This window comes from Actinospica acidithermotolerans, assembly GCF_018139625.1.
Taxonomy (GTDB): domain Bacteria; phylum Actinomycetota; class Actinomycetes; order Streptomycetales; family Catenulisporaceae; genus Actinospica; species Actinospica acidithermotolerans.
The window spans coordinates 1-12782 of record NZ_JAGSOH010000165.1; the positions used below are offsets into that span (position 1 = coordinate 1).

The following is a 12782-nucleotide window of genomic DNA, read 5'->3' on the forward strand; positions in this document are numbered from 1 at the left end:
GCTGTCGCCCTGGCGATCAACAATCGGCCCCGCAAGATCCTCGGCTGGCGAACCCCGGCCGAAGTCTTCGAAGAACAACTATACTCGGTATCAGCAACCGGTGTTGCAACGACCCCTTGAACCCAAGGAATACACCTCCCGTCTCGTCGCGGACTACTGCGCAGGCCAGGGCATACGCAGAAGCATGGGCCGAGTAGGTTCGTGTTTTGATAACGCCGCCGCGGAAAGCCTGTTCGCGGCCTACAAAAGAGAGACCGTCACCATGACCGAACGCGGCCGCTTCGCCGACGAGGCCGAGGCCCGCCGCGAGACCTTCCGCTGGATCGCGTTCTACAACCACCGACGCAGGCACCGCCGAGCCGGGATGCTCCCACCCGCCAACTACGAGCAGCACCGCCGCCAGGCTCAGCGCCCTGACGGTACTGCTACACTCATATCCATAGCCGCATGAAACCCGGTGTCTATGTCCCGGGGGTCACTCCACAGCCACGGCGAGATGAGCTCGGCCGAGCTCAGTACCTTGGCGTCGTTGCCGGAGAGCGTGCCCGAGTTGCTGATCGGAAGAATCAGCCCGGCCCAGCCCGACAGGCTGATCGCGGAGGCCGCCGGCGCGGTGGTCCCCGTGATGTCCGGACTCGAAGTCCGGGCGGCCGAGGATGAGATCGGGCTCGAGGCCGCGCGCGCGGCGGCGGACGAGGACGCGGACGAGGATCCGTCGGCGGACGAGGACGCCGGGCTCGCGCCGGGGTTTTGGGTGCTGCTGATGTTCGTTGTGCTCGGCGGGCTCGCCTCGGCAAGCGTGACCCCCGAAACCCCGGCGACGACGACAGCGGCCGTGGTGCTTGCGACGATCCATGCGGCTCTGCTCATGGACGGCAAGCCTAATGTAAGAGACCTTAACTAAGACTCAAGCCCGGCATGTCGCCAAGTCAAATCGTTCGCCGAGCACGAAGTCACGCACCGCGCGGCCGCGCATCGTGAAGAAGTGGCCCCGTCCGCACGGTCCGGGCCGTGGTCGGGGTCCGCCTACCGCCCGTAGGCGCCGTGATCGGATTCCGCGCCTGCAGAAGTGTGGCGGCGCCGCGCGGAAGCCGGTGGAATCGGTCGTTTGACGGATGCGGGCGGACTGGCACCCGCATTAGCGTTCTACGTCAGGCGCCGACCAAGGATCGGCAACGTGCCTATGCCGTGCCTGCCCCGATGGGCGGGTACGGCGAGAAGGCGTGGTCGTATTCCTTGGGCCGGCGGCCTTTCCGGGTCCCCATCCCGGGTGGCCCGTCCCGGGTCCGTGCCGTGTGCTCGGCCCCGGGACGGGATTCGGTGCCGCGGCTCTTGCCTCCTGGTGGTGTCCCGGGGCCGCGGCGCCGTCCTCCGGCTGGATTCCGACGGCGCGCAGCGCCCGCCGATCCGTTTCCAGCGTCAGGCATCGTGGCTGGAGGTGGTGCTGATCGAGCGACTGCCCGTTGTCCGGTGAAAGTGCATCAGCGTGACGAGTTCCGAACTTCGAGCCTTAAGGTTCCGGAACTTCGGCTTCGAAGTTGCGGAACTTCCGGAACCGGCTGAAATCAGGTCGACATACGAAATCGGATGTACCGTGTCCCTGAGTCTGTGAGTTGCAGAGGCCACGCGGTCTCCGCAGCTTCGTTTCAGTGCATAGGGGAGAAGAAGCGAAACCGCTGCTGAGGACGCATCTTGAGTTCTAGACATTCCCTCCGGTCACCCACCCTCGGCTGCCCTCGCCTGTAGAGGGTTGCGAACATGCACATCAATCGCGGCTGTGCTGTTCGCTGCCGGACGGCCGCGAAGTCTGACTTCGGCATCGCCGCAACCCACGAAACGGAAGCTGGCACATGTTCTCGATAGCACCCACATGGCGGTGGGCACGGCTGGCCGCCGCCTTCATGCTCGTGGCGTCGCTCGCCGCCCTCGCGGTCACCGCCGCGCCCGCGCCCGCGCGCGCCGCGTCCACGTCCGAGCCTTGCGACATCTACGCCTCGGGCGGTACCCCGTGCGAGGCGGCCTACAGCACCACCCGAGCGCTGTTCGCGGCCTACGACGGGCCGCTCTACCAGGTCCAGCGCGCCTCTGACTCGACCTATCTCAACGTCGGCCTCGAAGCGGCCGGCGGGGTCGTGAACGTGGCGCCGGAGAACTCGTTCTGCGCCGGCACGTCGTGCACGATCACCGAACTGTACGACCAGACCTCCAACGCCAACGACATGCCGATCTCGCCCGGAACCTCCTGTTCGGGGTGCAGCGGCGGAAACGCGGGGCCCGGCCCGAACGGCGCGGACATCGGCGCACCCGCCGAGGCGCTGCCGGTGTACGTCGGCGGCCGGCCCGCGTACGGGATCGAGTTCGACAAGTTCGGTACCGGATATCGCGACAACTCCCCGAAGAACCTGCCCACCGGTTCCCAGGCCGACGGGCTCTACATGCTCACCTCCTCCAATCTGACCGACAGCAGTTGCTGCTTCGACTTCGGCCAGGGCGAGTCCAACGACTCGGACGACGGCAACGCGACCATGAATGCGATCTACTACGGCACCGACTGCTGGACGGGCAACTGCACGGGCCCCGGTCCGTGGGTGGGCGCGGACATCGAGAACGGCATGTACTTCAGCAACACGGGCGCGAATCCCACCGCGTACCCGAGCGAGAACGCCACGTTCCTGTCCGCGTGGGAGGAGAACAACGGCTCGACCAACATGACCCTGCAATACGGCAACGGCCAGTCGGGCGGTCTGACGCAGACGTACTCCGGCGCGCTGCCGAGCGGCTATGACCCGATGAAGATCCAGAGCTCCATCGAGCTCGGCACCGGCGGCGACAACACGAGCCTCGGCACCGGACAGTTCTACGAGGCCGCCGACGTGGCCGGATTCCCGTCGCAGGCCACGCAGAGCGCGGTGCAGGCGAACATCGTCGCCGCGGGCTACAGTCAGACCCCCGCGAACGAGGCAGCCTACGGAGGCACCCCCGCCGAGGTGCCCGGTACCGTGCACGCCGCCAACTACGACACAGGCGGGCAGGGCGTGGCCTACAACGTCAGCTCGGTCAACGGCACCGCCGACGGCTACCGCTCCGACGGGGTCGACCTCGAGGCGACCAGCGACACCACCGACGCGACCGGCACGGGCGGCGGGTACGACCTCGGCTGGACGGGCAGCGGACAGTCCTTCAGGTACACCGTCAACTCGGCAGGTGCCGGCACGTACAAGGTGAGCCTGCGCGTGGCGTCCCCCAACGGCGTATCCGATGCCTTACACGTCGCGAATCTCGCGGGCACGAACCTGTCCGGCGACATCAGCATCCCTCCGACGGGCGGCTGGCAGACCTGGACGACGGTGACCGCCGACCTCACCCTGCCCGCCGGAACGCAGACCCTGGTCCTGGACGAGGACAACGGCGGCTGGAACGTGCACTCCATGGACTTCGCTCCGACCGGCGTCACGTCGTCCTGGTTCGAGGTCGTCAATCAGAGCTCCGGCCTGTGCGCGACCGCTTCCGGGGGCTCGACCGCGAACGGCACCGCTGTCGTGCAGCAGCCCTGTACGGGCGCGGCGAGTCAGCTCTGGAAGTTCGTGCCGACCTCCGTCAGCGGCTACTACGACGTGGTCAACGACAACGCCCAATCCGAGGACGAGACCTGGAATATCACCGGCGGCGTCGGCGCCACCGCCCCCGGCGACACGCTCCAGATCTGGAACTACGGCGGCACCGGCAACACGAACGCCTTGTTCTCGGCCACCGCCGGCTCCTCGGGCTACTACACCTTCAGCCCGGACAACTCGAGCCTCTGTCTGTCGGTTCCGTCCACGAGCAGCGGAGCCCAGCTCGACCAGGCGAACTGCAACGGTTCGACCGCCCAGTCGTTCAGCCTCGTGCCGAACTCGGGCATCAACACCTCGGCATGGTACGAGGTGGTCAACGAGGCCTCCGGTCTGTGCGCGAGCGCCGCCGGAAGCTCGGCCGCGAACGGCACCGCGGTGCAGGAACTGGCCTGCACCGGCGCGACCAATCAGCTGTGGCAGTTCGTGCCGACCTCGGTGAGCGGCTACTACGAGGTCCTCAACGACAACGCCCAGTCGGAAGGTGAGAGCTGGAACATCACCGGGGGTGTCGGCGCGACCGCTCCCGGCGACACGCTCCAGATCTGGAACTACGGCGGCACCGGCAACACCAACGCCCTGTTCTCCGGAACCCTGCAGTATTCCGGTTACTACTCCTTCAGCCCCGACAACTCGGGCCTGTGCGTCGCCGCCCCCTCCACGAGTAGCGGCGCCAAGTTCGACCAGAACACGTGTGACGGCACCGCGTCGCAAGCGTTCAGCGTCGTTCAGCCCTGACAAAGTTCCGCGCCGACTGGCCCCGCCACTGGACATGGAGGTGGCGGGGTGAAGTGGGGCTATGCCGTGCCGTGGCCGTTCTGCCAGGCCCAGGCGGCGATTTCGACGCGGTTTCTGGCGCCGAGTTTGAGCTGAACGCTGTTCAGATGGGTTTTGACCGTGGAGAGCGAGACGTGCAGGCCCGCGGCGATCTCGGCGTTGGTGCGTCCTTGCGCGACGAGGCGGACGACGTCGAGTTCGCGTTCGGTCAGCGGTTCGGCGGCGGACGGGCGGGCCGCGTCCGCGGGTTGCTGCCCGGGGTGCGCTTCGGTGAGGTGCTTGAGCAGGCGCACGGTGACGGACGGGGAGACGAGTACGTCGCCTGCCGCGGCCGCACGCACCGCTTCGGCGAGAAGGGTCGCTCCGGCGTCCTTGAGCAGGAAGCCGCAGGCGCCGCCGCGCAGGGCGCCGTAGACGTACTCGTCGAGGTCGAAGGTCGTGACGACGACCACGCGCAGGGGGTCGGCGACTCGGGGTCCGGCGAGCAGGCGGGTGGCTTCGAGGCCATCGAGCTTCGGCATGCGGATGTCGAGCAGGCAAACGTCCGGCCTGAGCCGGCGGGCGAGTTCGACAGCCTGTTCGCCGTCCTCGGCCTCGGCCACGACGGTGATGTCGGGCTGGGCGTCGAGGAAGAACCGGAAGCCGGTGCGCACCATCGGCTGGTCGTCGGCGATCAGGACGCTGATCTGCCGGTCGGGCTTGCGGGGCGGCCGTGGGGCGGGCTGCCGGCCGGCGGCGGCCGAATTGTGCTCAGGCATCGAAGGGTTTTCCGGTTCCCGTCTTCTTCGTGCGGTGCTGTCCGGGGCGGTCCAGGGGAAGCCTGGCCCGTACCCGCCAGCCGTGTTCCGCCGGTCCCGTCATGATCTCACCGCCGAGCGCGGTGACGCGTTCGCGCAGGCCGATCAGTCCGAAGCCGCCGCCGCGCAGCGCGGCGGGGGAGGGGGTCGAGCCACCGCCGTCGTCGGTCACCCGGACCTCGAGCGCGCCGTCGGCGACGTCGAGTTCGACGAGGACCTCGGTGGTGTCAGCGGCGTGCCTGCGGACGTTGGTCAGCGACTCCTGCACGATGCGGAATGCCGCGGACTGGATGACGTGCGGCAGATCCTCGGTCACCGCCGGGTCCCGGCGGAGGATCGCGCGCGGGCCCACCCGGCTGAACGTGTCGACCGTTCGGGTGAGTTGTGCCAGGTCTCCGGTGGGGCGCAGTTCGGCGGCGGGCGCGGGGCGCTGCCCGTCGTCCTCGTCGTCGCCGGTTCGCAGGACTCCGACGAGGCGGCGCATGGAGGCGAGCGCCTCTCCGGCCGCCTGTTCGACGTCGGCCAGCACGGGGTCGAGGCGCGGTGCGTCGGCCGTGGCCATCAGCCGGGCCACCTGGGTCTGCACGAGGATGCCGGTGACGTGGTGGGCGACGAAGTCGTGCAGGTCGGCGGCGATCGCCAGCCGCTCGCCGAGCTGCACCTGCCGCACCGCCGCGCGGTGGCGGGTGTCCGAGCTGCGCAGGAACGCGCCGAGCCCGACGAATCCGGAGGCGAGCAGCGTCAGCACGGTCAGCGAGCCGGCCTGGTCGCTGCTCCCGAGGTCGTCGGCGGTCAGCGGAATGCTGGCGAGTGCTCCGCAGAGGGCTGCGACGCATGCGGCGGCGTGCCAGGGGTTCGCGCAGCCGCGGAGGGCCACGATGAGCAGGCACAGCAGGGCGGCGAGCAGGCCGGGCCGTTCGGCGAATCCGACGGGGGAGCCGCTGGCCCGCAGCGCCACGTTGATCGCGATCGTGAGCAACGCCGGGATCGCCGCGCGCAGGGCAGGGGTCAGCGACGCCGGCCGCAGCCGTGCGGGCCACAGGAGTGCGCAGACGGCTGCCGTCGACACGAGCGCGGTCGCCGGACCGTCGACCGCGTGCCAGTCCGGCACGGAGTGCAGGTCGAGGGCGAGCGCCGCGAGGAGCAACGCGATGCCAAGCCCGCGCATGACCCGTCCGAACAGGCCGAACGGGACCGTGCCCGGTGGCGTCGAGGCGAGTGGGTCGGCTGTTCGCATGCCCACACGGTACGCGGAACCCGGGCCCGGCAGATCGGCCGAACGGTCGAGACCGGGCCGTCGGCGTGGCAAGGATCGTGGCCGTTCGGCCGAGGCGGCCGGCTCCCGGCGGCCCGGACGATGAAGAACATGAACAGGATCCTCACCCCGAAGCGCACCGCGATCGGCGCGGGCGTCGTGCTCGCCGCGGTCGCGACCGGTCTCGTGGCCACGTATGTGTTCGACGGCACCGAGTCCGCCACGCCGCTCGACCGGTTCAGCACCGTGCACGTGGACGGCGCCACGGCCCTCGACGGGAGGGTCGTCGCCGGTCGCATACTGAGCAGGTACCACCCGCTGCCGTGGGTCGGCGAGAAACTGAGCACGGTCACCTGCCCGGGCGGGCTGCCGGCGCGGGTCGGTGCGTCGATCGACTGCCTCGGCTCGCGTGCCTCAGGCGGTCAGATCACGATCCCGGTCCACGTCACGGCGGTCTCGACCGGCTCGGTGACCTGGAGTTTCGACCGATGAGCGAACCGATTCTGACGGGGTCCGGGCTGGTCAAGAGGTACGGGTCGATGCGGGCCCTGGCCGGTGTGGACGCCGCTGTGGCGGCGGCCGACCGGCTCGCGATCATGGGCCCGTCCGGTTCGGGCAAGTCGACGCTGCTGCACGTGCTGGCCGGGATCATACGTCCGGACGAGGGCGAGGTGCGGCTCGCCGGCTCGCGCATCGACGACCTCGGCGAGAACCGGCTCAGCGCTCTGCGCCGCACCCGCTTCGGCTTCGTGTTCCAGGCCGGGCAGCTGCTGCCCGAGCTTCCGGCGGAAGAGAACGTCGCGCTGCCGATGATGCTCGGCGGTCTCCCGCGCAGGCAGGCGGTCGCCCGGGCCCGCGCGTGGTTCCCACCGCTCGGCCTCGACGGGCTCGAAGGCCGCCGACCGGGGCAGCTGTCCGGCGGTCAGGCCCAACGCGTCGCCATCGCCCGCGCCCTGGCCGTGCGGCCGGACGTGGTCTTCGCCGACGAGCCCACCGGCGCGCTCGACCAGGCCACCGGGGAGGAGGTCGTCTCGCTGCTCACCCGCGTGACCCGGGAGCACGGCGCGGCCCTCGTCCTGGTCACGCACGACCCGGACATCGCCGCGCACTGCGACCGGCTGCTGCAGGTCCGGGACGGCCTGATCGTCGAGCAGTACGAGCTGCGGGCCGGGCAGGTGACCGCACATGCCTGACGTTTCGCCTCCCCGAGGATCGGCGCGCGCGGTCCTGCCGCTGGCGTGGCGGCTGACGAGGCTCGGCGGTCGGCGCGGCATGCAGAACCAACTGCTCGCGATCACCGCCGCCGCCGTCAGCGCCCTGGTTCTGCTGTCCCTGCTCGGCTTCGGCCTCGGCTCCTGGCAGCGCGCGGACCGGGCCGGCTGGCTCACCCCGGCCGCCTCCGCGGAGCCGACCGCGTTACAGGCCGCCACCACGATGTACGTCGACGGCGGCAGACCGGTCACCGTCGTCGAGCTCGCCCAGCTGCCGGGCAAGGCCGCCACGGCCGCGCCGCCGGGCCTGACCGGGTTCCCGCGCCCCGGCCAGGTCTACTACTCGCCCGCCCTGGCCGCGCTCATCCACCGGCTCCCCGCCGCGTCGCTGGCCGGCCGCTTCCCGCGCGCCGCCCGCCCGGGCACGCTCGGCAAAGCCGGACTGAGCAGCCCGGACGCGCTGATCGCGGTGATCGGCCGGGCCGCGGCCGATCCCGAGATGACCGCGCGACGCGGCAGCACACAGGACCAGTCGCCCACCGCCGTGGGCATCGCCGGGTACGCCACGACCGCCTCCGGCACGCTGAGTACCAACGTCAGCTGGGCCTTCCTGCTGGCCGGAGCGCTGCTCATCGTTCCGATCACGGTGCTCGCCGCCGCGTCCGGCCGACTCGGCGCGGCCCGCCGCGAACAGCAGCTCGCCGGGTTGCGCCTGGCCGGGGCCACGCCCCGTCAGATTCTAGGTCTCGCATCCGTCCAGTCCGCCGCGACCGGCCTGATCGGCGCGCTCATCGGGGCGGCGGCGTACGCGGCGCTGCTGCCGCTGCTGGGAAGCTACCGGGTCGGCGGCGGCACCTGGTTCATCTCAGACCTCTGGGTAGGTGTCCCCTGGGCTCTGGCCGTGCCGGCCGCGGTCACGCTGCTCACGGTGGCCAGCGCCGTCAGCGCGCTGCGCCAGGTCGTCGTCGCACCGCTCGCCGCCGCGCGCCGCCAGGACGCGCGTGGCACGCGCCGCGGCCGGGCGATCGCCTTCCTGCTGATCCTCGCCGCGGGCGCCCTCGCGCAACAGTCCGGCAGGCTGGACCGGGTCGGACTGCTCGCCCTGGTGGTGCTCGTCTTCCTCGCACTCGGCATCGTCGGCCCCTGGGCCGTGGACCGGCTCGGACGCCTGCTGTGCCGCCTCGCGCGCGGCCCCGTCCTGCTGCTCGCTGGACGGCGACTCGCCGACGATCCGCGCGCAGCATGGCGGACCGTCAACGGGCTCGCTCTCGCGGGGCTCGTCGCGGGCTTCTTCAGCATTGCGCAGCTCGGCGGGACCGGACAGAACTCCAGCGCGTCCGAGATCGCGCTCGCGGTCCCCCGGGCGAGCGCGACCGCGCTGGTCGCCCGGGCCGAACAGCGCCTCGAAGCCGCCGGGGTGCACGCCGCGGTGACCCTGAACGACCAGGACCAGCTGCTCTACGTCGATGACGACCAGACCGTGCTCGACGTCCAAACGTCCGCGGCGGCGGGACAGCTCGACCGCGCGGTGACCGCGCTGACCGGCCTGACCCCGACCGGATACCCGACCGCGGGCGCGTATCTCGGCTGGGACGATGCCCAGAGCATCAGGGACCTGTCCAGCATCTCGATCGCCGTGCTCGTGCTGAGCTTCGTCATCGCGATCGCCTCCGCCGGGCTGACCGCGGCGGCCACGGTGCTCGACCGCCGCGGCGTCTACCGCCTGCTGCGCCTGTCCGGCACCCCGCTCGGCATCATCGATCGGGCGCGTCTGAGCGAAACAGCCATCCCCCTGACGGTCATGGCGGGAACATCGACGCTGATCGGCGTGTACGCGGGGCTCAGGCTCAACGCCGCCCTGCACACGAGTGTCGACCGCGGCACGGCCCTGCTCCTGGCCGGCTGCGTCCTGCTGGGCTCCGCCGGGATGCTTCTGGCGCTCGGGCTGAGCAGACCCCTGCTACGCACCGTCACCGCGGATCCCGGCCGCCGCGCATCTCGCCGGGGCCGGGCCCGCCGCGAGGGCCGAAAGGCCCGCGCAGGCAAGGCCGAACGGTCCTGACCACGGCGCCGGGCGGCGGCCAGACTGAAAGCCGGTTGTTCCATCGGCCACTCGAGACGCTGTCCGGAGGCGATCACCATGACGCACCCGTTCATCACCCGCACCGGACAACCACCCGCCGCCGCGCGTCGGCTCCTGCGACGCGCTGGGCGCCACCGCGAAATCGAGCCCGTCGACCTGCGCACCCCTTCGGGTCGACGTCTGCCGCACCGACCGCCGTCGCCGTCTTCCTAGCGGTAGAGCGGCCTTCCGCAGACCACCCGATCGCGCTCGTATGGAGGACGAGCACCGAGGGCAACGCCCGGCGCGCCTACGGGACGATCTCGGCACCGGGCCATGATTGGATCGACGCCGGCAATCCGGGAGGTCCCGGCTATGGAAAGCCCTTCGCGGACCATTGAGGCCATCAGCGTGCGCGCGCTGTCCAAGAGCTACGAGGGCGTCGCGGCGGTGGCCGGGATCGATCTGAGCGTGGCCCGCGGCGAGGTGTTCGCGCTGCTCGGCCCGAACGGGGCCGGAAAGACCACCACCGTGGAGATCCTCGAGGGCTATCGCCGACGCGACGGGGGAGAGGTCTCCGTGTTCGGCCTCGACCCGGGCCGCGATCGGGCCAGGCTGAAGCCGCTGATCGGCATCGTGCTGCAGTCCACGGGCGTCGACCGCTATCTGACCGTGGCGGAGACCGTGCGGATGTACGCGGGCTATTACCCGCACCCGCGCCCGGCCGACGAGGTGATCGATCTGGTCGGCCTGTCCGCCAAGCGGAACAGCCGGGTGGTCAAGCTGTCCGGCGGGCAGCAGCGTCGCCTGGACGTGGCTGTGGCCCTGGCCGGGGACCCGGAACTGCTCTTCCTCGACGAGCCGACCACCGGCTTCGACCCCTCCGCCCGGCACGAGGCCTGGCAGATCGTCAGAGACCTCGCCGCCCTGGGCAAGACCGTGCTGCTGACCACGCACTACATGGACGAGGCCCAGCAGCTCGCCGACCGGGTCGCGGTGATCTCCGCCGGGCGGATCGTGGCCGAGGGCACCCCGGACAGCCTGGCCGGCCGGGACCGGGTCAGGCCCCGGGTGCGCTGCCGGCTTCCGGGGGGCGTCGCGGCGCCGGAGGGCTTCGCCGCGGCACCCGCGGCGGACGGGTTCCTCGAGTTCGCGCCGGACGACCTGACCGCGGCCCTGCACCGGCTGACCGGCTGGGCGATCGACCGCGGCGTCGAACTGGAGGGCCTGCAGATCGTCCGGCCGTCGCTGGAGGACGTCTACCTGAGCCTGACCGACCCGACAGCGAGCGGACCCGGAGAAGGTGCGGCGCGATGAGCATCGGTGCCACGTTGAGGCAGGTCGGTTACGTCAACAAGATGTTCTGGCGTAATCCCGCCTCGGCCTTCTTCACCTTCGCCTTCCCGCTGATGTTCCTGGTGATCTTCACTGCTCTGCTCGGCCACGGCACCGTGGTGATCGGCGGCCGGCCGGTCCATCAGTCGACGTACTATGTCGCGAGCATGGGCGCGTTCGCGGTGATCACCGCGTGCTTCACGAACACCGCGATCAGCATGACATTCAGCCGCGATGCCGGGGTCCTCAAACGCACCGACGGCACCCCGCTGCCCGCCGGCGTCTATTTCGGGGCCAGGGTCCTGCACGCGGTGTTCGTCGCCGTGCTGCTGGTCGTGATCACCGCCGCGTTCGGCCGCGCGGCCTACCAGGCCGACATCCCCGGCGGAGCGACGCTGCTGCGTTTTCTGCTGATGCTGGTCATCGGCGCGACGAGCTTCTGCGCTCTCGGCTTCGCGATCACCGCGGCGATCCCCAACTTCGATGCGGCGGCGCCCATCGTCAACGCGGCGATCATGCCCCTGCTGTTTCTCTCCGGGATCTTCATTCCGCTCGGCGACAACGCGCCCGCCTGGATCGTCTGGGTGGCGAGGATCTTCCCGGTCAAGCACTTCGGCGACGGTTTCCAAGCCGCGTTCCTCGGGACCTCCTTCGCCTGGAGCGATGTGCTGGTCGTCGCCGGCTGGGGACTCGCCGGACTGCTCATCGCCGCCCGCTACTTCAGTTGGGAGCCGCGGTCGTAGGAAGCGGATGCGGAACCGGGCTCACGGAGCGCGATCCCCGCTCCCTGCCGGACACGGCGTTCCTTCCTGCCGGGCCCGGTTCCGTGCCGCCTGCAGCAGGCTGAGATAGTACTTCGCCCGTTCGTTCGCCTCGAGACCGGCGTTGATCAGCGACGGCACCTCCCTCCGTCTGTCACAGGTTTCAGCATGACCCGTCCCACGCACGCAGCAGGAGGGGGTCCAAAGTCCCACGATGCACCGGACCGCCGCCGGGGAACTCCCTCGGCCCACCTTCGCTCGCCCACCTCGGGCTGGCCAGGTCGTTCTTCGCCGTGATCAAGACCGGAACGGTGCCGCATGGGCCCGATATGCTGATGGAATGACCAGAACCGCCACCCCGGGACGCCCGCGCAGCGAGACGGCGCGGCTCGCGGTTCTGCATGCGGTGGAGGACATGCTCGTGGAGACCGGCTACTCGGCGATGACCATGAAGGGGATCGCGGAGCGCGCCGGAGTGGGCAGGCAGACCGTCTACCGCTGGTGGCCGACCAAGGCACACATCCTGATCGAGGCTTGTGCGGATGACGCACGCACGGTGCTCACCGTCACCGCCCATCAGGACCCTGTGCGGACGATCACCGACTTCCTGGTCGCGCTGGTCCAGTTCCTCACGACCTCCGCAGCCGGCGCCGCCTATCGGGCCCTGCTCGGCGAGGCGCAGCACGACGCTGAAGTCGCCGGCCTCTTCGACAAGGCGGAACTGCTCGCCGGACCGGCCCGCGCGGCACTCGAACACGTCCGTCGACACTTTCCGGGAATGCCGCAGGACCGGCTCGCCGCAGCCGAACTCTGCGGCCCGATCGTCCTCATCGTGATCAGCGGCGGCAGTCCGCCGTCATTCCGCGACCTGCGCGCCCACGCCGATCGCCTCGCCGCTGCGTGGGCCTGAGATCCCTGCGCTCATGGCTGTCACGGCGTTACTCAAGTCCGCGAAGTGAGTTCCCCGTCGTCC

The 12782-nt window shown here is 70.4% G+C and carries 11 protein-coding genes; 9 read left to right on the forward strand and 2 right to left on the reverse strand.

The window, feature by feature from the left end:
• The first annotated feature begins 184 nt into the window (after positions 1–184).
• The 3 genes from KDK95_RS31600 to KDK95_RS31610 all read left to right on the forward strand — a co-directional run bounded on the left by KDK95_RS31600 (position 185) and on the right by KDK95_RS31610 (position 4349).
• Entirely contained in the window at positions 185–451 is a 267-nt protein-coding gene (locus KDK95_RS31600) for an integrase core domain-containing protein (RefSeq protein ID WP_212522012.1), read from the forward strand.
• Between the two features lie 45 nt (positions 452–496).
• Complete coding sequence (locus tag KDK95_RS31605) at positions 497–904, forward strand: hypothetical protein (RefSeq protein ID WP_212522013.1); 408 nt, start codon at positions 497–499, stop codon at positions 902–904.
• A gap of 946 nt (positions 905–1850) precedes the next feature.
• On the forward strand, positions 1851–4349 hold the full coding sequence (locus KDK95_RS31610) for an arabinofuranosidase catalytic domain-containing protein (protein WP_212522014.1): 2499 nt from the start codon (positions 1851–1853) through the stop codon (positions 4347–4349).
• 59 nt (positions 4350–4408) lie between these two features.
• Here the strand turns inward: KDK95_RS31610 and KDK95_RS31615 are convergent, their stop codons facing one another.
• Together KDK95_RS31615 and KDK95_RS31620 are read right to left on the reverse strand one after the other, a co-directional pair.
• Positions 4409–5044, reverse strand: a complete 636-nt coding sequence (locus tag KDK95_RS31615) for a response regulator (protein ID WP_372463418.1) — start codon at positions 5042–5044, stop codon at positions 4409–4411.
• A 94-nt stretch (positions 5045–5138) separates the two neighbouring features.
• Complete coding sequence (locus KDK95_RS31620) at positions 5139–6422, reverse strand: sensor histidine kinase (RefSeq protein ID WP_212522016.1); 1284 nt, start codon at positions 6420–6422, stop codon at positions 5139–5141.
• Between the two features lie 129 nt (positions 6423–6551).
• Between KDK95_RS31620 and KDK95_RS31625 the strand changes: the two genes are divergently transcribed.
• The 6 genes from KDK95_RS31625 to KDK95_RS31650 all read left to right on the forward strand — a co-directional run bounded on the left by KDK95_RS31625 (position 6552) and on the right by KDK95_RS31650 (position 12719).
• Positions 6552–6932, forward strand: coding sequence for a DUF4333 domain-containing protein (locus KDK95_RS31625; RefSeq protein ID WP_212522017.1), 381 nt, complete (start codon positions 6552–6554; stop codon positions 6930–6932).
• The gene (locus KDK95_RS31630) at positions 6929–7633 is read left to right on the forward strand and encodes an ABC transporter ATP-binding protein (RefSeq protein WP_212522018.1); all 705 of its coding nucleotides are present in this window, start codon (positions 6929–6931) and stop codon (positions 7631–7633) included. Before KDK95_RS31625 ends, KDK95_RS31630 begins: the two co-directional genes overlap by 4 nt.
• Positions 7626–9713 carry an FtsX-like permease family protein gene (locus KDK95_RS31635; protein WP_212522019.1) on the forward strand — a complete coding sequence of 696 codons (2088 nt, stop codon included), beginning with the start codon at positions 7626–7628 and terminating at the stop codon, positions 9711–9713. Before KDK95_RS31630 ends, KDK95_RS31635 begins: the two co-directional genes overlap by 8 nt.
• A 375-nt stretch (positions 9714–10088) precedes the next feature.
• Entirely contained in the window at positions 10089–11030 is a 942-nt protein-coding gene (locus tag KDK95_RS31640; protein ID WP_212522020.1) for an ABC transporter ATP-binding protein, read from the forward strand.
• Positions 11027–11791, forward strand: coding sequence for an ABC transporter permease (locus KDK95_RS31645; RefSeq protein ID WP_212522021.1), 765 nt, complete (start codon positions 11027–11029; stop codon positions 11789–11791). Before KDK95_RS31640 ends, KDK95_RS31645 begins: the two co-directional genes overlap by 4 nt.
• Positions 11792–12149: 358 nt before the next feature.
• A complete protein-coding gene (locus KDK95_RS31650; protein ID WP_212522022.1) occupies positions 12150–12719 on the forward strand; it encodes a TetR/AcrR family transcriptional regulator in 570 nt (189 codons plus the stop codon).
• The last annotated feature ends 63 nt before the right edge of the window (positions 12720–12782 follow it).

What these genes read in the sequence shown, in the direction of transcription:
- KDK95_RS31615 (WP_372463418.1), bottom strand. Translation starts at nt 5,044, where the DNA reads ATGGTGCGCACCGGCTTCCGGTTCTTCCTCGACGCCCAGCCCGACATC.
- KDK95_RS31645 (WP_212522021.1), top strand. Translation starts at nt 11,027, where the DNA reads ATGAGCATCGGTGCCACGTTGAGGCAGGTCGGTTACGTCAACAAGATG.
- KDK95_RS31610 (WP_212522014.1), top strand. Translation starts at nt 1,851, where the DNA reads ATGTTCTCGATAGCACCCACATGGCGGTGGGCACGGCTGGCCGCCGCC.
- KDK95_RS31650 (WP_212522022.1), top strand. Translation starts at nt 12,150, where the DNA reads ATGACCAGAACCGCCACCCCGGGACGCCCGCGCAGCGAGACGGCGCGG.
- KDK95_RS31620 (WP_212522016.1), bottom strand. Translation starts at nt 6,422, where the DNA reads ATGCGAACAGCCGACCCACTCGCCTCGACGCCACCGGGCACGGTCCCG.
- KDK95_RS31600 (WP_212522012.1), top strand. Translation starts at nt 185, where the DNA reads ATGGGCCGAGTAGGTTCGTGTTTTGATAACGCCGCCGCGGAAAGCCTG.
- KDK95_RS31635 (WP_212522019.1), top strand. Translation starts at nt 7,626, where the DNA reads ATGCCTGACGTTTCGCCTCCCCGAGGATCGGCGCGCGCGGTCCTGCCG.
- KDK95_RS31605 (WP_212522013.1), top strand. Translation starts at nt 497, where the DNA reads ATGAGCTCGGCCGAGCTCAGTACCTTGGCGTCGTTGCCGGAGAGCGTG.
- KDK95_RS31630 (WP_212522018.1), top strand. Translation starts at nt 6,929, where the DNA reads ATGAGCGAACCGATTCTGACGGGGTCCGGGCTGGTCAAGAGGTACGGG.
- KDK95_RS31625 (WP_212522017.1), top strand. Translation starts at nt 6,552, where the DNA reads ATGAACAGGATCCTCACCCCGAAGCGCACCGCGATCGGCGCGGGCGTC.
- KDK95_RS31640 (WP_212522020.1), top strand. Translation starts at nt 10,089, where the DNA reads ATGGAAAGCCCTTCGCGGACCATTGAGGCCATCAGCGTGCGCGCGCTG.